Origin of the sequence: Streptomyces sp. CB02923, from assembly GCF_001905005.1 — a bacterium.
GTDB lineage: Bacteria > Actinomycetota > Actinomycetes > Streptomycetales > Streptomycetaceae > Streptomyces.
In genome coordinates this window covers 294421-311716 of sequence record NZ_LWKZ01000024.1, presented here as the reverse complement: position 1 = coordinate 311716, position 17296 = coordinate 294421, and the positions used below count along the sequence as shown (strand labels likewise).

The window sequence follows — 17296 nt, the reverse complement described above, 5'->3', positions numbered from 1 at the left end:
CGATGGGGCGGACGGATGAGTCAGGGGTGGCACGTGGAGATGGGGATGGGCGTGGGGATGGTGGGCGTGGGGACGGTGGGCCTGGGGATGGTGGGCGTACGGGGGTGTGGTTGATCGGGGCGCGTGGTTCGGTCGCGACGACCGTGATCGCGGGCTGTGCCGCCGTCGCCGCCGGGCTGCACCCGCCGACCGGCATGGTCACCGAGACCGCGCCGTTCGACGGCGTCCCGCTGCCGCCACTGTCCTCCCTCGTCTTCGGCGGTCATGACACCGCGACGTACCCGCTGCTCAAACGGGCCGAGGAACTCGCGGCGGGCGGCGTACTCCCGTACGGCCTACCGCACGCCGTACGCGCCGAACTGGCCGCGGCGGACGAGGAGATCCGGCCCGGTGGCCCGCTCCCCGGCGACGGCCGCGGCGACCGGGAACTCGTCACCGCTTTCACCGCCGACCTGCGCGCCTTCGTAGAGACGCATGCCTTGGACCGCACTGTTGTCGTCAATGTCGCTTCGACCGAGGCGTGGGTGGAGGGCACGGGGGCCGGGGGCCCGGATCCGGGCGTGGGTGTGGGTGTAGGCGTGGGTGTGGACGAGGGCGGAACCGGGGGTGACCGTCTCCCCGCCAGTTCCCTCTACGCGCACGCGGCGCTGCGCGCGGGCTGCCCGTACGTCAACTTCACGCCGTCCGCCGGCCTGCACCACCCGCTGATCCAGCAGATGGCCGTGTGCAGCGGCCTGCCGTACGCGGGCCGCGACGGCAAGACCGGCCAGACCCTCCTGCGCTCCGTACTCGCCCCGATGTTCGCCCAACGCGCCCTCCCCGTACGCGCCTGGTCGGGCACCAATCTGCTCGGCGGCGGCGACGGCGCCACTCTGACCGCCCCGGGGGCCGCCGCCGCCAAGAACGCGGGCAAGGCACGCGTCCTCGCCGACAACCTCGGCGCCACTCCGCCCGGCGAGGTGCACATCGACAACGTCCCGGCCCTCGGCGACTGGAAGACCGCCTGGGACCACGTCGCCTTCGAAGGGTTCCTCGGCAACCGCATGATCCTCCAGACCGTCTGGCAGGGCTGCGACTCGGCGCTCGCCGCGCCGCTGGTCCTCGACCTCGTGCGCTGGATCGCAGCCGCGCACGCGGCCGGCCTCTCCGGGCCCCTCCCCCTCGGCTTCTACTTCAAGGACCCCGACGGCGGCCCCGCCGCACTGGCCGGCCAGTACGCCGAACTCCTCACGCTCGCGCACGCCCTCCGGACCCGCCGATGACCCACACACCGCCCCCGGACCCGGCCCCGGCTACCGCCTCGGCCACCACCGCACCCGGCCGCCCGAACACCCCTGAAACCGCCGTCTCTTCTGCCTCCTCTACCCCTTCTATCCCCTCTACCCCCTCTGCCTCTCCTGGCTCTCCCTGGCTTCAGCTTCTCCGTGTATCGGCCGTGCTCAGTGTCCCGGGGGACCTGCTGGCGGGGGCCGCGGCTGCCGGATTCCGGCCCGGCCGCCGTACCCTCCTCGCCACCGGCTCGTCCCTCTGCCTTTACGAGGCGGGCATGGCGCTCAACGACTGGGCCGACCGCGACATCGACGCCGTCGAACGCCCCGGGCGGCCCATCCCGTCCGGCCGCATCTCACCGGCCGCAGCCCTCGGCGCGGCCGCCGGACTGACGGCGGCGGGCCTCGCCCTGGCGCGAGCAGCGGGTCGCCCGTCCTTCGCCACCGCCACGGCGCTCGCCGCCACAGTCTGGGCCTACGACCTCCACCTCAAGAACACCCCGGCGGGCCCGCTCGCCATGGCCTGCGCCCGCACCCTCGACGTGCTGCAGGGCGCCGCGTCGACGCTACCCGCGCGGGGTCGGGCGCGGGGCGAGGGGCGGGAGCAGGGACTGGAGCCGGGACGGGGATGGGCGTGGGGGCGGGCGATGGGGAGGGCATTGCCGTCGGCGGCGCTGCTCGGCGCCCACACGCTCGCGGTCACCACCGTCTCGCGCCGCGAAGCCCAAGGCAGCTCCCCGGCGTTACCACTGGCTGCGCTGGGGATTGTGGCAGCGATCGGCGGGACGGTCGGCTCGACCGCATCCGCCGCATCCGCCGCATCCGCCGCATCCGCCGCATCCGCCGTGCCTGCCACATCCGCCACATCCACTACACCCGCAGTTCCTGCCACATCCACTACACCCGCGGTTCCTGCCACATCCACTACACCCGCCGCAGCCATTGCCAGGGTGGCCGCCGCCAGGGCCGCCACCGGTACGGCCGTCGCCGGGGCAGCCCCTGGTACGGCCGTCACCGCTGTCACCAGCAACAGCCCCGCTGCCCCTGCCCCCGCTGCCGCTGCCGCCGTCGCCAGGGCTGCCGCGGTGGCCTACGCCGGGGCCGTCGCGCGCCCGCTTTTCCACGCGGCCCTCAACCCCTCGCCCTACCTGCTCCAGCGCGCGGTCGGCAGCGGGATCCGCGCCATGATCCCGCTCCAGGCGGCCCTCAGCGCACGCGCCGGCGCGCCCGGAACGGGCGCCGCGCTCCTGGCCCTGATGCCCGCCGCCCGGCGGCTGTCCCGGAAGGTCAGCCCGACATGACCACGACGAGTCCGCTGCGCCTGGCCTACGGCACCAACGGCCTGACCGACCTCCGGCTGACCGACGCGCTGGCCCTCCTCGCCGACCTCGGCTACGACGGTGTCGCCCTCACCCTCGACCACATGCACCTCGACCCCCGTGCCCCGGACCTCCCGTCACAGACCGCCCGACTGGCGCGCCGCATACACACCTTGGGCCTGTCGGTCGCCATCGAAACCGGCGCCCGGTACATCCTCGATCCCCGGCGCAAACACCACCCGTCCCTCCTCGACCTCGACCCGGACGCCCGCGCGGCCCGCATCGACCTGCTGCGCACCGCGGTCCGCGTCGGTGCCGACCTGGGCGCCACGGCAGTCCACTGCTTCAGCGGGGCCCGTCCGCCCAGCACGCCGGAACCCATCGCCTGGCAACGTCTCGCCGGTGCCCTCACCCCCGTACTCGACGCGGCCACCACCGCCCGTATCCCGATCGCCATCGAACCCGAACCGGGCCACCTCCTCTCCGACCTCGCCGGCTTCCACCACCTGCGCTCCACACTCGCCGCCCCCAACAGCCGGCCCACCCCGGACCGGCCGGACGTGACAGCGTCGGCCACCCCCGCCACCCCCGCCACCCCCGCCATCCCGGCCATCCCGGCCATCCCGGCCATCCCGGCCATCCCTGCCATCCCTGCCGCACCGGGCGCCCCGCCCTCCGATGTCCTCGGCCTGACCCTGGACATCGGCCACTGCCAGTGCCTGGAACCCGACCCGCCCGCCGCGTGTGTCCGCGCGGCCGCGCCCTGGCTGCGGCACGTCCAGATCGAGGACATGCGGCGCGGCGTGCATGAACATCTCCCGTTCGGAGCAGGAGAGATCGACTTCCCGCCGGTCCTGGCAGCGCTCCGGGACATCGGCTACCAGGGCCTGGTCAGCGTCGAACTGCCCCGCCACTCCCACGCGGGCCCAGCCCTCGCCCGCACCTCCCTCTCCTTCCTCCGCACCGCCCAACCGGCACCCCCGCCCACCGCCCCACCTCACCCGCCCCCCGAACCGGCGCGCCCCACCGCCCCATTGCCCCCATCCGCCCCGAGTGCAGGAGGCCCCCGATGCTGACGCCGGAGGACTGGATGGCCCAGCTCGACGCGGCCCTGCGCGACCGGCTCGGTGGCGCCGCACGTGCCTGGCTCGACGTGGCGCTGGACGAAGCGCACGCCGAAGCCGTCCTCACCGCCCGCCACGCCCCCGGCACGCCTGAGCAGCCCTCCACGAACTCCGATACGCCCTGGGCGCCCCCAGCCCCCGTGGACACCGCGAACAGCGGAGCCCGCTCCTACACCGCTTACGCCCTGCCCGTGTGGGAGATGCGCTTCGCCTCGGCGGGCCGGTACTGCATCCGCCGTGAGCCGCCGCACGCGCGGGACCAGGAAGCGGCCGAGGCCGCCCGCATCCTGCTCCTGCACACGGCCCGTGCCGACGCCCGGACCGTCACCCGGCTCTACGAGCACGGCACCGCCGCCGAACGCCGGGCCGTGCTCATGGCGCTGCCCCACCTGGGCCTCGGCCCGAGCGCCCGGCCGCTCGTCGAGGACGCGCTGCGCACCAACGACACCCGGCTGGTGGCCGCCGCCGTGGGCCCGTATGCCGCCCGTCACCTCGACGCGCACGCCTGGCGGCACGCCGTACTGAAGTGCCTGTTCACCGGCGTCCCGGTGACCGCGGTGGCCGGCCTGGCCGAACGTGCCCGCGGTGATACGGAGCTGGCCCACATGCTCGCCGAGTACGCCCGTGAGCGCACCGCTGCGTACCGCCCCGTACCCGCCGACGTTCAGCGCGTCCTGGACCTCACCGCACCGACCGCATCCGCCACCGCCCCATCCGCATCCCCCTTCCCAGCCGATTCCCCAGCCGATTCCCCAGACGCAGGTACAGCCGCCCCCGCGCCCCGATCTGCACCCACGCCCCCGTCCGTACCCCCACCCGCACCCCCATCCGCACCTGCGCCCTCACCCACACCCTCACCTGCGCCCGCGTCCCCCTTCCGCCCCCCGCCCGCTACTTGACCCCCGTCGACACCGAGCCCGGCACCTGCCTCCCCCCCCCGGCACCTGCCTCCCCCCGGCACCGGGGCCCTAGGCATCTGTCTCTCCCCCCCCGGCACGCGAGGAGCCCCGATTGATGCGCATCTTCGACCCGCACATCCACATGACCTCCCGCACCACGGACGACTACGAAGCCATGCACGCCGCGGGTGTCCGCGCCGTCGTCGAGCCCTCCTTCTGGCTGGGGCAGCCCCGTACCTCACCGGCCAGCTTCTTCGACTACTTCGACTCCCTTCTGGGCTGGGAACCCTTCCGCGCCGCGCAGTACGGCATCGCCCATCACTGCACGCTCGCCCTCAATCCCAAGGAGGCGAACGACCCCCGCTGTACCCCCGTCCTCGAAGCTCTGCCCCGCTACCTCGCAAAAGACCCGGTCGTCGCCGTCGGCGAGATCGGCTACGACTCCATGACCCCCGCCGAGGACACCGCCCTCGCCGCCCAGCTCCAGCTCGCCGTGGACCACGGCCTGCCGGCCCTCGTCCACACCCCCCACCGCGACAAGGCGGCGGGCCTCAGGCGCACCCTCGACGTCCTGCGTGAATCAGCCCTGCCCCCCGATCACGTCGTCCTGGACCATCTCAATGAGACAACGGTAGGGGAGGCCACTGACAGTGGCTGCTGGCTGGGCTTTTCCCTCTACCCGGACACCAAGATGGACCCCGACCGCATGGTGCGCATCCTGCGCCTGCACGGCACCGGCCGCGTGCTGGTCAACTCCGCCGCGGACTGGGGCCGCAGCAACCCGCTGACGACACGGCGCGTCGGCGAGGCGATGCTGGCCGCCGGGTTCACCGAGGACGACGTGGACCAGGTCCTGTGGCGCAACCCCGTCGAGTTCTACGGCCTCAGCGGCCGGCTGGATCTCAGCACACATTCGCCGGGAACCCTGCACGAGGGCAACTCCATCCTCCGCGGCGGGGAATGAGGAGGCCGACGGGACATGCGCTTCCGGCACCCCGACGGCTCGACCGTCCACCTCGCGTACTGCACCAACGTCCACCCGGCCGAGACCCTGGAGGGAGTACTCGCCCAACTCCGCGACCATTGCGAACCGGTACGCAAACGCCTCGGCCGGGACCGCCTCGGCATCGGCCTGTGGCTGGCCCGCGACGCCGCCCGCGCGCTCGTGCGCGACCCCGCCGCGCTGCGCGGACTGCGCCGCGAACTCGACGCCCGCGGACTGGAAGTCGTCACCCTCAACGGATTCCCGTACCGGGGCTTCGGCGACAGTCACGTCAAGTACCGCGTCTACCGGCCCGACTGGACCGAGCCCGCGCGCCTGGACCACACCGCCGACCTCGCCCGCCTGCTGGCCGCCCTCCTCCCCGACGACGTGACCGTAGGAACCGTCTCCACCCTGCCTCTCGCCTGGCGCACCGACTTCGACGGGGTACGCGACGCCGCCACCCGGCGGGCCACCGCCCTCGCCGCCCTGCACACCCTCGCCGGCCGGCTCGACGCCCTCGAAGAACTCACCGGCCGCTCCCTCCGCGTCGGCCTGGAACCCGAACCCGGCTGCCTCGTCGAAACCACCGCCGACGCCATCGACGCTCTGGGGCACGGGCCGGGCGAGCCGTCCGGGCCTGTCCCGCCCCCGGCCCATCGCATCGGCGTCTGCGTCGACACCTGCCATCTCGCCACCTCCTTCGAGGACCCGCACACGGCCCTCGAAGCCCTCGACCGGGCACGGGTTCCCGTCGTCAAGGCCCAGCTCTCCGCCGCGCTGCACGCCGAACACCCCGGCCACCTGGACGTACGCGCCGCCCTGGCCACCTTCGCCGAGCCGCGGTTCCTCCATCAGACGCGCACCCGGCCCCCCGGCGGGCGGCTGTGTGCCACGGACGACCTCGACGAAGCCCTGGCAGGGGAGGCCGGTGGCGGTCTGCCGGTCACGGCACCCTGGCGCGCGCACTTCCACGTACCACTGCACGCCCCGCCCGAGCCACCGCTCACCTCCACACTCTCCGTCCTCCGGGACACGCTGGCCCTCCTCGTCGGCGGGCCCGTACCGCGTACCCACCACCTCGAAGTGGAGACCTACACCTGGCAGGCCCTCCCGCCGGGCCTGCGCCCCCGCAGCCGGAGCCGCCTCGCCGACGGCATCGCTGCCGAACTCGCCCTCGCCCGCGACCTGCTGGCCGACCTCGGACTCAAGGAACTCCCATGAGCGCAGCACCGAACCGCCTGCTCGTCCTCGACGTCGTCGGCCTCACCCCCCGTCTCCTCGCCCACATGCCGCACCTCACCGCGCTCGCCGAATCCGGTACGTACACACCCCTGCAAACGGTTCTGCCCGCCGTGACGTGCACGGTCCAGTCCACCTTCCTCACCGGCGCGACGCCCGCCCAGCACGGAGTCGTCGGCAACGGCTGGTATTTCCGGGACACCGGCGAGGTCCACTTCTGGCGCCAGCACAACGCCCTCGTCGAAGGCGACAAGATCTGGGACGCCGCCCGCCGCGAACACCCGGACTACACGGTCGCCAACGTCTGCTGGTGGTACGCCATGGGCGCCGGCACCGACTGGACCGTCACCCCGCGGCCCGTCTACTACGCCGACGGCCGCAAGGAACCCGACTGCTACACCCGGCCGCCGTCCCTCCACGACGAACTCACCAGCCGCTTCGGCACCTTCCCCCTCTTCACCTACTGGGGCCCCACCGCTTCCCTCACCTCCTCACAATGGATCACCGACGCGACCCGCCACCTGCTGCGGACCCGACGCCCCGACCTCACCCTCTGCTACCTCCCGCACCTCGACTACGACGTGCAGCGGTACGGCCCCGACGATCCCCGCGCGGCCGCGGCCGCCGCCGCGCTCGACACCGTCGTCGGCCCCCTCCTGGCCGACGCCCGCAGCGAGGGCGTCACGGTCGTCGCCCTGTCCGAATACGGCATCCGGCCGGTCCGCCGCCCCGTGGACGTCAACCGCGCCCTGCGCCGCGCCGGCCTGCTGGAAGTCCACACGCAGGACGGGATGGAATACCTGGACCCCACCGCCTCCCGTGCCTTCGCCGTCGCCGACCACCAGATCGCCCACATCTACGTACGCAGCCCCGAAGACCTCGACGCGACCCGCGCGGCCCTGACCGGACTGCCCGGCCTGCACCGGCTGCTCGACGACGAGGGAAAGAAGGCGCACGCCCTCGACCACCCCCGCTCCGGCGAACTCGTCGCCCTCGCCGACTCCGACGCCTGGTTCACGTACTACTACTGGCTCGACGACGCCCGCGCCCCCGACTTCGCGCGCCTCGTCGACATCCACCGCAAACCCGGCTACGACCCGGCCGAACTCTTCATGGACCCCCGCGACCCGTACGTACGGCTGCGCGCGGCAACCGCCCTGGCCCGCAAAAAGGCCGGGATGCGCTACCGCATGGCAGTCGTCCCGCTGGACCCCGCGCCCGTACGCGGCAGCCACGGTCTGCTCCCCGCGACCGGCGCCGACCCCGCCGACGGCCCGGTCCTCATCTGCTCCGCACCGAACGCACCACTGCCCACCCCCTTCGCCGCCACCGACGTGAAGTCCCTGCTCCTTCATCTTGCCCGCACCCACTGACAACGCCCCCTGAGCACCCCCAACACCCCCAACACCCCGAACACCCACGGGTCTGCCCCATCCGACCCCACGCCATCCCACCCCAGGTCGCCCCACCCCACCCCACCCCTCCATCAAGGAGCCCACCCACCATGCCTGTTCACCACCACGACGACCCCCGACGAGCCGCCCTCAGACGGACCCTCCACCGCCGCGGATTCCTCGGTGTGGCCGCCGGTGCCTCAGCGGCCGCCCTCCTCGGCACCGAGTCCGGCCCCGCGCACGCGGCCCAGCCCGGCCCGCGGCCCGCCACACCGGCGACTCCCGCCTGTCACCCCCACCACCGCCCCGTACTCCCGCCATGCCGCCTCGGCATCCAGCTCTACACGCTCCGCGACCAGACCTCGTCCCTCGGCTTCGCCCGCGTCTTCGAGGAACTCGCCCGCTATGGCTACGACGAGGTCGAGTTCGCCGGTTACACCCAGGGCTCCGCCGGCGCGATCACCCTGTCCCGGCTCAAGCGGCTCCTCGGGGACAACGGTCTGCGCGGCATCGGCAGTCACGTCGGGTACGCCTCGGCCGACCCCGGCGCGTACACGTTCGCCACCAGCCTGACCAAGGTCCTCGACGACGCCGAAGCCCTGGGGCTGCCGTACGTAGGCACTCCTTCCATCCCCGACCGGTACGGCAATACCGTCGACGCCTGGAAACGGGCCGCCGCCGAATTCAACGCGTACGGAGCTGCCGCCAGGGCCCGCGGTATGCGTTTCTACCACCACAACCACGCCGAGGAATTCGCTTTCGCCACCGACGATCCGCGCGTCCGCCTTTACGACGTCCTGCTCGCGGAGACCGACCCGCGTCTCGTCTTCTTCGAGATGGACATCTTCTGGGCCTATGTGGCGCAGTATCGTTTTTCCCGGCGTCCGGACGGTTCCCCCGCCCCCTTCGAACCCCTCGACTACGTCCTGAAGGCGCCCGCCCGCTACCCCCTCTTCCACGTCAAGGACGGCGAGCACGACACCGCCACCCAGGACGGCTACCGCATGGTGGACGTCGGCGACGGCGACATCGACTACCGCCGCTTCATCGCCGCGGTGGAGCGCCGTCGCGGCCGCCGCTCCGCCCACTGGATCGTCGAGCGGGACGACGCCGTGGACCCGGCCGCCAACCCGGCGGGTTCCCTCGCGACCGCCTGCCGTTCCGCCCGCCATCTGCGGAGCCTTCGCGCACCGCGTGGCTGAGGTGCCTCTGCAGCGCGCCACGTGTGCCCCGCGTGCCCGCGCGGTTAATCCGTACGCCCGTGGCCGGGTAGTGTGCACAGGATCAGCACTGCCCGACCGGGGTGACCGGTACGACCAGATTGGCGAGACGTACATGAGCGAGGGGACCGCACCACTGGCGGGCGACGCGACCTCCGTCGCCGACGAGGAGGCGCGTGAGCGCCTGATCTTCCTGCGCGGCAGCATCGACAACCTGGACGCCGCCCTGGTGCACCTGCTCGCCGAGCGTTTCAAGTGCACCCAGCAGGTCGGTGAACTCAAGGCCCGCCACAATCTCCCGCCCGCCGACCCGGCCCGGGAGGCCACGCAGATCGCCCGCCTGCGGAAATTGGCCGAGGACGCCAAATTGGACCCGGCTTTCGCCGAGAAATTCCTGAATTTCATCATCGGAGAAGTGGTCCGCCACCACAAGGCCATCGCGGACCAGGGAATGGGCGCGGAAGACGGCGGGGACCGGCGCGACGCGCCCATCGTCTGACGATTCCGGAATGCCCCGGGCTGACTGAAGCGGCGGGTGCCGCGCGGCACCCGCCGCTTCAGTCAGCCACCCGTCAGCCGCTGGCCGACGGGCTGCCGCTGCTCTTCGGCTTGGCCGGATACCGGGACACGTCCACCATGCGGCACACGGGCTTGCCCGATGCCGGTGTCCGTCCCCGTGCGGTCGCCAGCCCACGGTGCCCGGCCGCGAGGGCGGACTTCATCGTGGTGCCCGCCCCCAGCGATGTGCCGTCCGCGCTGACGAACTCGACGGCCAGCATGTAAGTGGCCTCCCGCTCGCCGTGGTTGCTGATCTCCAGCTCGGCGACCGGCCTGCCCGTCAGCTTGTCCACCGAGCAGGAAGTGATCTTCACGTCCTTCTCGGGCGGCGCTTCGAACGGCAACTCCTCGGACGTCGCCGACGCCGCGGCGCCACGGTCCGGTGTGTCCGTCCCGCTCGGAGCGCAGCCGGTGAACGCGACGGCGCCCATGATCAATACGGGCGTCAGGAAGCGTAAGCGCATGTTCCCCCCACGGGAAGTCGATGTGTGCGCAACCGTACGATCACGAACCCGGATTCAGGGCCCCGGTGGCCATTTCGTGATCAAGTAACCCGCAGGCCCGGCGGCATGACCCTCCGAGAAACCCGCGAACAGGATTTCCCCCTGCGCCCCGTACAACCCTTGCCGGTGATCGGCGGTCTCTGTCACCGTCACGGCCCGTCACGGCGCCATTCCGTACGGGCAGCCCTTCCCGTACTGGGGGAACCATGCACCGCGCCACCACTACCGCCGCCACCCTCGCGGCGCTCTGCCTCGGGCTCGCCGCCTGTCAGCCCGCAGGGAGTGCCGGCGGCAGCGGTGCCTCGCCCACGAAAGCCGCGGCGGAGCCGAGTGTCGCCGCGGAAACCACGCCGGGCCCCGCCCCGGGCGGTGCGGCCGCGCTGCCCGACCTGGTGGGCAAGGGGCTCCAGAGCGCGCAGGACGCCGCCCAGGCAGCCGGGTTCCGGTCGCTGCGCAGCCACGACGCGCTCGGGCGCGGTCGTATGCAGGCGCTGGACCGGAACTGGAAGGTCTGTACGCAGACTCCCGGGCCCGGTGTGACCGACACCCGCAAGACGGTGGACTTCGGCGCGGTGAAGCTGACGGAGTCCTGCCCCGCATCCGATGGCGGGGCGGGGGCCGACGTATCCGCCCCGGCCGGTTCGGCCATGCCGGACTTCCGTGACAAGTCGGTGAAGGTGGCCCGGCGCGCGCTTGACGCCGCCACCGGCCTCACGGTGAAGGACGCTTCGGGCCGCGGCCGGATGGTGCTCGTGGAATCCCACTGGAAGGTGTGCCGCCAGGACCCGGCTGCGGGTACGAAGCTGGACGGACAGCCGGTGACGCTGGAGGCGGTGAAGTTCGAGGAAGGGTGTTAGAAGGGGTTGCTGAGCTTGTCGGTGTGGTGTCTTCAGGGTGTGTGTCGCCTGGGGCCGCTCGGAGTCCGGGGCTGGGAGATATCCGTCGATGGGGCCGAGGGAGGAGAGAGCGCGTGCCAGGTGCGGTCTCTACCGTGTTGCGAGCGGAATCGCGGGCCACTCGACGGGCGTGGCGGGTAGACCCGCCTGGACGGTCCAGACGCGGCCGGTGTGTTCGTCGGCGAGGAGGGACTCGATGGTGGCGGCGACCTCGTCGGGATCAGCCAGCAGTAATCCACGTGTGAGCAGGGCGGTGCGTACCGACGCGAGGGCGGGTGTGTCCACGAGGCCGGGGCAGACGGCGTTGAGGCGGATGTGGTCCGCTTCCAGTAGTGGTGCGGCTGAGCGGACCAGTCCGATGAGGGCGTGTTTGGCGGTGGCGTAGAACACGTCGGGCGAGCCGGTCAGTCCCGCAATGCTGCCGGTGACGACGATGTGCCCGCCGCCTTGCTGCCGCAGCCGTGGCAGGGCGGCGTGCAGGCCGTAGACGACGCCGTCCAGATCGGTGCGCATCGTGTCCCGGTAGCGTTGCGGTGTGAAGTCATCCAACCGACATCGGCCCGCGACCGCGGCGTTGAGCACGACCGCGTCCAGTCGGCCGAACTCCTCGACAGTACGCGCCACGACGTGCTCGTTGTCGTCGGGCGAGGCGACATCGGTGGCGACGAAGAGTCCGCCGCACTCTTCGGCGACAGCTGCGGCGCGGGTGGCGTCGGTGTCGGCGACGATCACACGCCATCCCCGGCCGGCCAGCCGCCGCGCGGTGGCGGCTCCGATGCCCGAGGCGCCGCCGGTGATCAGCGCGACCGTGCCCTCGGCCTGACCAGTCGTCACGCCACCTGCCCGGGGGCGGCGATGGGCGTGATCGTCAGGCCCCGGCTACGCAGTCCGTTGCGGCGCAGGTACGCACGCCCGAAGAACCGCTGGAAGGCCAGGATCGCCAGCAGGGTCACCCCCAGCAGCACATCGTCGAGGAACGGCACCAGGTCGACCGGCAGGGTCATCGCCAAGATGATCCGCACCGCGCTGTCGATCAGGCAGGCGACGCCCCAGAACGCGCTGCAGATCCAGAGCATCCGGCGGAACGCCGGATACCGGTCCCAATTGACCTTCAGTGTCTGCAGCTTGCCCTCATCCACAACGATCCGGGTCGCCTCGTAGAGGAACGGCCGCCGGGCCGGCAGGGTGCACAGCATCCACACGCCGATCGCGGCCATACCCCAGCCGTTGCGGATCAGCAGCAGCCTCGGGCTGCCGGTGACGAACGACATCGCAACGGTCAGGCCCATCATGCCGAGCATGAAGAGCTGTAATCCACCGATCCGACGCTCGGTGACGAGACCACGGACCATCCCGGCCGCCGGGATCACGGCACCGGCCAGCAGCGCGAGAAACTGGTTCACTCCCAGCCAGCGCAGACCGTAGAAGAGGATGAGCGGAATGATCACATGGACCAGCAGGACGCGGCTCAAGCCCCCGCCGGACCGTGCGGGGCGCTGCGCGCCTGGGCTCTCTGCCACAACACAACCTTCCTGAGTGCGGATTCTTGCGGGTGGGTGTCGGGCGACGGGGTCAGCCGGATCGGGTGGCCAGCGTGAACGCGGTGACCAGCTCGCGGGTGTACGCGTCGAAGTCCAGCCCCGGCTCCCCGCGCAGCCGTTGGGCCGCAGCGTCGACAGCACCGCGGATCATGACCGCCATCGAACGGAGGTCGAAGTCGCGGAACTCGCCGTTGCGCTGCCCTGCCGACAGCAGTTCCTCCAGTCCGCGTACGCTCGGTTCCTGCGCGCCCTGCGACGTGTACGGCTGTCCGCTCGCGTCACGCGCATGCGATCCGATCTCGGTGAGCGCCACGATCTCTCGCGGGTGCTCGCGCAGGAATTGCAGGTTGGCCTCCAGATACGCGCGCAGCTTGTCGGCCACCGTCTGCTCATCCGCCATCCGGGCGACGATGAACTCCGTCCCGGCCGTGAACACTTCCCGCACGATCTGGTGCATCAGATCGTCCCTGTCGGCGAAGTGGTACGAGATCATCCGTGGGCTGCTCAGCTCGGCCCGCTCAGTGATCTTGGCGAACGATGCCTTGGCGTAGCCGAGTTCGGCGATCGTCTCGATCGCCGCCGCCACGATCTGCGCCCTTCGCGCCGCGTTGGTGAACGTCCGCTCCGTCTTCCCCGTATGCGCCATGGGCCTTCCCAGCTCGAATTTATCTATGCAGATAAACTCTACCTCACCTGAATCAGTGGCTGCCGGATGCGTGGCCCGTTCGGAGTCCGGCGGCGGCCGGACATCCGTCGATGAGGCCGCTGCGGTACTGGCCTCGAACCCGGGTCACGGGGTACGTCCGGCGTCGCCCAGATGCCACGGCCGCCCAGCTTCGGCGCTTCCCGATCACCGCGTTGTCCTGCTCGTTTGCAGAGCCCTGGCTCACCCCAGGCGTTGTGCTCGCAGGACCGTGTCGTGTGTGTGGTGGGTGCCGGCGGGTGCGGTGGCGGTGCGGGGGCGGGTTTCGTTGCGGAGTACGGTCCAGTCGGGGCCGAGGAGCCGGGCGACCTCGTCGGGCTGGTAGAAGTCGCCGGGGTCGATGTCGTGCTCCAGCCGTGGGGGCAGATCGGCGAGGTCGTGGCCCGCGAAGAGCAGGGTGCCGCCGGGCGCGACGGCGTTCAGGATGCCGCGCAGCGCGGTGTGATCCGGCTGGTGCGGGAGCGGGAAGTACTGGAGGGTCACCAGGTCGAACGCGCAGGCCGGGGGCGGCATGACGGCCAGGTCGGCCCTGGCCCACGCGACGCGGTCGGAGAGGCCCGAGGCCGCTTCGGCGGCGCGCCGCAGGGCGACTTCGGAGATGTCGACCCCGGTGACCTGCCAGCCCTGCCGGGCGAGCCACAGTGCGTCGGCGCCCTCACCGCAGCCCACGTCGAGGGCCTGCCCCGGCGGGAGACCGGTCACCTCGGTGACGAGCACTCCGTTGGGTCTGCCGCTGAAAAGCCGGTCGCGGCTGCCGTACCGCTCGTCCCAGAATCGGGCGTCCATGAAGATCTCCTGTCGGGTGGTCGGTGGGGGAGCGGGGGTGGGATCTGGTTACTGGTTGCCGGTTACAGGCCGTGGCGCCGGTTGCCTGCGACCAGTTCGCAGACGCGGGCTTCCATGGCGGCCGAGAAGGGGGCCCGGCGGGCCCGTACCGCGCGGGACGTGTCCTCGGCGACGAGGTCCGCGTTGATCGCTCCGGCGGCGGCCGAGCCGGAGGCGGCGGATGCGAGGACGTTGGCGGCGAGGTCGGCGAGGTTGCCCGCGACCCACACGCCCGGTACCGGGGTGAGCCCCGTCGGACCTGCGGCGATGTATGAGCCGAGGCCGTTCGGGTGCGCGGTGGGGACCAGTCCGAGGGAGTCCAGGAGCGCGGCGCGCGGGACGGCGCGGGGTGCCACGGCCAGTGCTCGCAGCGGGATCAGCTCGCCGGTACGCAGGCGGACGCCGGTGAGGCAGTCCTCGGCGGTCTCCAGACCGGTCACCTCGCCGGGTACGACGGTGATGTCGCGTGCGGCCAGTTGCTCGGACTCCTCCGCGGTGGGGCGGGGGCCGGTGTGCAGCAGCAGGGTGAGCCGGTCGGTCCACTGGCGGAACAGGAGCGCCTGGTGCACGGCCATCGGGCCGGTGGCCAGGACGCCGATCGGCTGGTCGTGGACCTTCCAGCCGTGGCAGTACGGGCAGTGCAGGATGTCCCGCCCCCACCGGGGGCCGAGTCCGGGGATGTCGGGCAGTTCATCGGTGATCCCGGTGGTCACCAGCAGCCGCCGCGCCCGTACGGTGCGACCAGAGTCGGCGACGCGATCGGAGACGGCCGTACGACCGGAGTCGGCGGTGCGGCCGGAACCGGCGGTCCGACCGGAGTCGGCGACGTGACCGGAACCGGCGGTCCGACCGGAGTCGGCGACGTGACCGGAACCGGCGGTCCGACCGGAGTCAGCCGTACAACCGAAGCCGACCGTACGACCGAAGCCGTCCACCCCGCCCGAATCGACAGTAACCGCGAACCGCTCGCCGTCCCGCCCCGCCGACCGCACCCGGCCGGCGAGGACCTCGACGCCGTAGCCGGCCGCTTCCCGGCGACCCGCCTCCAGCAGGTCGCCGGGTGGCGCGCCGTCGCGGGAGAGGAAGCCGTGCAGGTGCGCGGCCGGTGCGTTACGGGGCTCACCGGCGTCGACCACCAGCACCGACCGCCGGGCACGCCCCAGCATCAGTGCCGCGCTCAAGCCTGCCGGGCCGCCGCCGACGATCACTACGTCGTACCGGCCGGTGCCGTCGGGGACGGGTTCTCGGGTCATCGTGACCACCTCCGGCCCCCAACCTGCCCCCGCCCCCGCCGCGCTGACAAAGTTCTTTGCGGAAACCGCAAAGTGGGCACAGCGGCCGGGCCTGGAACTGCTGCTGCCCCGGGCCCGCCAGGGCGCGCGGCCGGGCCCGGCCGCTGTCAGTCCGCAGGCCGGGCCCGGCGACCGTCAGCGCCCCGCCCTCACCCCCACTCCCTTCCCCGTCGGCCGCCGCAGCAGCAGTGACAGGCCCGCCGCCAGCAGGCCCACGCACCCCGCCACCGCGTACGCGCCCTCGTAGCCCCACGCGACCACCACGGCCGCGCCGAGGCCGCCGCCCAGGAGGCCGGAGATCAGTTTGGAGCTGTAGACCAGGCCGTAGTTCGACGCGTTGTTGTTCTCGCCGAAGTAGTCCGGGACGAGGGCCGCGAAGAGCGGGAAGAACGCGCCGCCGCCGAAGCCGGACAGGAAGGCGAAGACGAGGAACAGGGGCTGGTTGGCGCTTTCCCCCGCCCACAGGACGCCGAACTGGGCCAGTCCGAGGACCAGGCACACATACGTCAGCGTCACCCGCCGGCCCAGCCGGTCCGAGAGCCAGCCGACCACGCCCCGGCCCGTGCCGTTGACCACCGACATGATGCCCATGGAGGACGCCGCCACCAGCGGTCCGAATCCGGCGTCCTTGGCGTACGGCACCTGGAAGGAGATGCCGAAGATGGAGACTCCGGCGGTGCACAGGAGGCAGACCCACATCAGGGGCAGCATGCCTGTACGGACGGCCTCGCGCGGCGTGAACTGGGCCGCCGCGGGCGGGTTCCTGCGCAGTGCCGCGGAGGCGCGGGCGTCGCGTGGCGCGGCCAGCGGGTCGATGTGCGCGGGCCACCAGTTCTTCGGCGGGTCCTTGAAGAACAGGCCCGCCACGCCGGTCAGCAGCAGGACGTACAGGCCGACCAGGTCGAGGACGGCCTGGTAGTCGTCGGCGTCGAAGCCGTAGGAGAACAGGAAGATGAAGGGCACGGCGCCGTACGCGAAACCGCCGTTGACGAAACCCGTCTTGCCCCCGCGCCGTTCCGGATACCACTTGCCGACCGTGTTGATGCAGGTCGCGTAGACCAGCCCGGCGCCGGTGCCGCCCAGCACGCCGAAGCCGGCGACTGCCCACAAGATGTCCGGGGCGTGGCTCAGGCTCAGAAAGCCCGCCAGGGACAGTACGGACCCGCAGAGCATCGCGGCCCGGCTGCTGAACAGGCCCTTCTCCCGCAGTCTGCCCGCGGGGAAGGCCACCGCCGCCTGGAAGAAGATCCAGACGCTCAGCACCCAGAAGGTATCGGTGTGTGTCCAGTGGTGTGCCGCGGAGAGGGTGGACTCGGCGGCCCCGAAGGCGTACTCGAAGATGCTGATGCCGAGCATCGCCGCCCAGGGCAGCAGGACCATGGTCCACCGTGGATGGCCGAGCACCTGCCGGTCCGTCTCGCCCAGGCGGTAGACCCGCCCGTGCACGTCGCGGACCTCGGTGACCGTGGTGCCGCCCGCGCGCTCGACGCCCTGAGCCGTCACCTCGCACCGCCTCCCAACATCACGTCT

Annotated in this window: 17 protein-coding genes; 10 read left to right on the top strand and 7 right to left on the bottom strand. The window is 72.1% G+C overall.

What is annotated here, in order from left to right; all coding sequences use genetic code 11:
• Positions 1-2: 2 nt before the first annotated feature.
• The 9 genes from A6A06_RS24660 to A6A06_RS24615 all read left to right on the top strand — a co-directional run bounded on the left by A6A06_RS24660 (position 3) and on the right by A6A06_RS24615 (position 9947).
• On the top strand, positions 3-1262 hold the full coding sequence (locus A6A06_RS24660; RefSeq protein WP_079194398.1) for an inositol-3-phosphate synthase: 1260 nt from the start codon (positions 3-5) through the stop codon (positions 1260-1262).
• Positions 1259-2569, top strand: a complete 1311-nt coding sequence (locus A6A06_RS24655; RefSeq protein WP_079194305.1) for an SCO3242 family prenyltransferase — start codon at positions 1259-1261, stop codon at positions 2567-2569. The genes A6A06_RS24660 and A6A06_RS24655 overlap by 4 nt, the downstream gene beginning before the upstream one ends.
• Complete coding sequence (locus tag A6A06_RS42020) at positions 2566-3663, top strand: sugar phosphate isomerase/epimerase family protein (RefSeq protein ID WP_199931123.1); 1098 nt, start codon at positions 2566-2568, stop codon at positions 3661-3663. The genes A6A06_RS24655 and A6A06_RS42020 overlap by 4 nt, the downstream gene beginning before the upstream one ends.
• Positions 3664-3677: 14 nt before the next feature.
• A complete protein-coding gene (locus tag A6A06_RS24640; protein ID WP_073764528.1) occupies positions 3678-4610 on the top strand; it encodes an EboA domain-containing protein in 933 nt (310 codons plus the stop codon).
• 115 nt (positions 4611-4725) lie between these two features.
• On the top strand, positions 4726-5574 hold the full coding sequence (locus A6A06_RS24635) for a TatD family hydrolase (protein WP_073763526.1): 849 nt from the start codon (positions 4726-4728) through the stop codon (positions 5572-5574).
• Positions 5575-5589: 15 nt separating this feature from the next.
• On the top strand, positions 5590-6816 hold the full coding sequence (gene eboE / locus A6A06_RS24630; protein WP_073763525.1) for a metabolite traffic protein EboE: 1227 nt from the start codon (positions 5590-5592) through the stop codon (positions 6814-6816).
• Positions 6813-8207, top strand: coding sequence for an alkaline phosphatase family protein (locus A6A06_RS24625; RefSeq protein ID WP_073763524.1), 1395 nt, complete (start codon positions 6813-6815; stop codon positions 8205-8207). The genes eboE and A6A06_RS24625 overlap by 4 nt, the downstream gene beginning before the upstream one ends.
• 131 nt (positions 8208-8338) lie before the next feature.
• On the top strand, positions 8339-9430 hold the full coding sequence (locus A6A06_RS24620; protein ID WP_073763523.1) for a sugar phosphate isomerase/epimerase family protein: 1092 nt from the start codon (positions 8339-8341) through the stop codon (positions 9428-9430).
• A gap of 133 nt (positions 9431-9563) precedes the next feature.
• Entirely contained in the window at positions 9564-9947 is a 384-nt protein-coding gene (locus A6A06_RS24615; protein WP_073763522.1) for a chorismate mutase, read from the top strand.
• 73 nt (positions 9948-10020) lie between these two features.
• Here A6A06_RS24615 and A6A06_RS24610 read toward each other — a convergent pair whose 3' ends face one another.
• Positions 10021-10470: a hypothetical protein gene (locus A6A06_RS24610; protein WP_199931122.1), complete on the bottom strand. Its 450-nt coding sequence runs from the start codon at positions 10468-10470 to the stop codon at positions 10021-10023.
• A 245-nt stretch (positions 10471-10715) separates the two neighbouring features.
• On the opposite strand from A6A06_RS24610, the gene A6A06_RS24605 reads away from it, so the two are divergent.
• Positions 10716-11366: a PASTA domain-containing protein gene (locus A6A06_RS24605; protein ID WP_073763520.1), complete on the top strand. Its 651-nt coding sequence runs from the start codon at positions 10716-10718 to the stop codon at positions 11364-11366.
• 129 nt (positions 11367-11495) lie between these two features.
• On the opposite strand, the gene A6A06_RS24600 is transcribed toward A6A06_RS24605, so the two are convergent.
• The 6 genes from A6A06_RS24600 to A6A06_RS24575 all read right to left on the bottom strand — a co-directional run bounded on the left by A6A06_RS24600 (position 11496) and on the right by A6A06_RS24575 (position 17269).
• Positions 11496-12239, bottom strand: coding sequence for an SDR family NAD(P)-dependent oxidoreductase (locus A6A06_RS24600; protein ID WP_073763519.1), 744 nt, complete (start codon positions 12237-12239; stop codon positions 11496-11498).
• Entirely contained in the window at positions 12236-12877 is a 642-nt protein-coding gene (locus A6A06_RS24595; protein ID WP_242440922.1) for a VC0807 family protein, read from the bottom strand. The genes A6A06_RS24600 and A6A06_RS24595 overlap by 4 nt, the downstream gene beginning before the upstream one ends.
• Before the next feature lie 100 nt (positions 12878-12977).
• On the bottom strand, positions 12978-13592 hold the full coding sequence (locus tag A6A06_RS24590) for a TetR/AcrR family transcriptional regulator (protein WP_073763518.1): 615 nt from the start codon (positions 13590-13592) through the stop codon (positions 12978-12980).
• A gap of 240 nt (positions 13593-13832) precedes the next feature.
• Positions 13833-14435 (bottom strand): class I SAM-dependent methyltransferase, encoded by a 603-nt coding sequence (locus A6A06_RS24585; RefSeq protein WP_073763517.1) that lies wholly within the window; start codon positions 14433-14435, stop codon positions 13833-13835.
• Between the two features lie 62 nt (positions 14436-14497).
• Positions 14498-15727: an NAD(P)/FAD-dependent oxidoreductase gene (locus A6A06_RS24580; protein WP_073763516.1), complete on the bottom strand. Its 1230-nt coding sequence runs from the start codon at positions 15725-15727 to the stop codon at positions 14498-14500.
• A gap of 174 nt (positions 15728-15901) precedes the next feature.
• Positions 15902-17269 (bottom strand): OFA family MFS transporter, encoded by a 1368-nt coding sequence (locus A6A06_RS24575; RefSeq protein ID WP_073763515.1) that lies wholly within the window; start codon positions 17267-17269, stop codon positions 15902-15904.
• Positions 17270-17296 lie beyond the last annotated feature (27 nt).

Bases quoted from the DNA above. Each gene is read 5' to 3' on its own strand.
- A6A06_RS24660 (WP_079194398.1), top strand. From the start codon at position 3: ATGGGGCGGACGGATGAGTCAGGGGTGGCACGTGGAGATGGGGATGGG.
- A6A06_RS24655 (WP_079194305.1), top strand. From the start codon at position 1,259: ATGACCCACACACCGCCCCCGGACCCGGCCCCGGCTACCGCCTCGGCC.
- A6A06_RS42020 (WP_199931123.1), top strand. From the start codon at position 2,566: ATGACCACGACGAGTCCGCTGCGCCTGGCCTACGGCACCAACGGCCTG.
- A6A06_RS24640 (WP_073764528.1), top strand. From the start codon at position 3,678: ATGGCCCAGCTCGACGCGGCCCTGCGCGACCGGCTCGGTGGCGCCGCA.
- A6A06_RS24635 (WP_073763526.1), top strand. From the start codon at position 4,726: ATGCGCATCTTCGACCCGCACATCCACATGACCTCCCGCACCACGGAC.
- eboE (WP_073763525.1), top strand. From the start codon at position 5,590: ATGCGCTTCCGGCACCCCGACGGCTCGACCGTCCACCTCGCGTACTGC.
- A6A06_RS24625 (WP_073763524.1), top strand. From the start codon at position 6,813: ATGAGCGCAGCACCGAACCGCCTGCTCGTCCTCGACGTCGTCGGCCTC.
- A6A06_RS24620 (WP_073763523.1), top strand. From the start codon at position 8,339: ATGCCTGTTCACCACCACGACGACCCCCGACGAGCCGCCCTCAGACGG.
- A6A06_RS24615 (WP_073763522.1), top strand. From the start codon at position 9,564: ATGAGCGAGGGGACCGCACCACTGGCGGGCGACGCGACCTCCGTCGCC.
- A6A06_RS24610 (WP_199931122.1), bottom strand. From the start codon at position 10,470: ATGCGCTTACGCTTCCTGACGCCCGTATTGATCATGGGCGCCGTCGCG.
- A6A06_RS24605 (WP_073763520.1), top strand. From the start codon at position 10,716: ATGCACCGCGCCACCACTACCGCCGCCACCCTCGCGGCGCTCTGCCTC.
- A6A06_RS24590 (WP_073763518.1), bottom strand. From the start codon at position 13,592: ATGGCGCATACGGGGAAGACGGAGCGGACGTTCACCAACGCGGCGCGA.
- A6A06_RS24585 (WP_073763517.1), bottom strand. From the start codon at position 14,435: ATGGACGCCCGATTCTGGGACGAGCGGTACGGCAGCCGCGACCGGCTT.
- A6A06_RS24580 (WP_073763516.1), bottom strand. From the start codon at position 15,727: ATGACCCGAGAACCCGTCCCCGACGGCACCGGCCGGTACGACGTAGTG.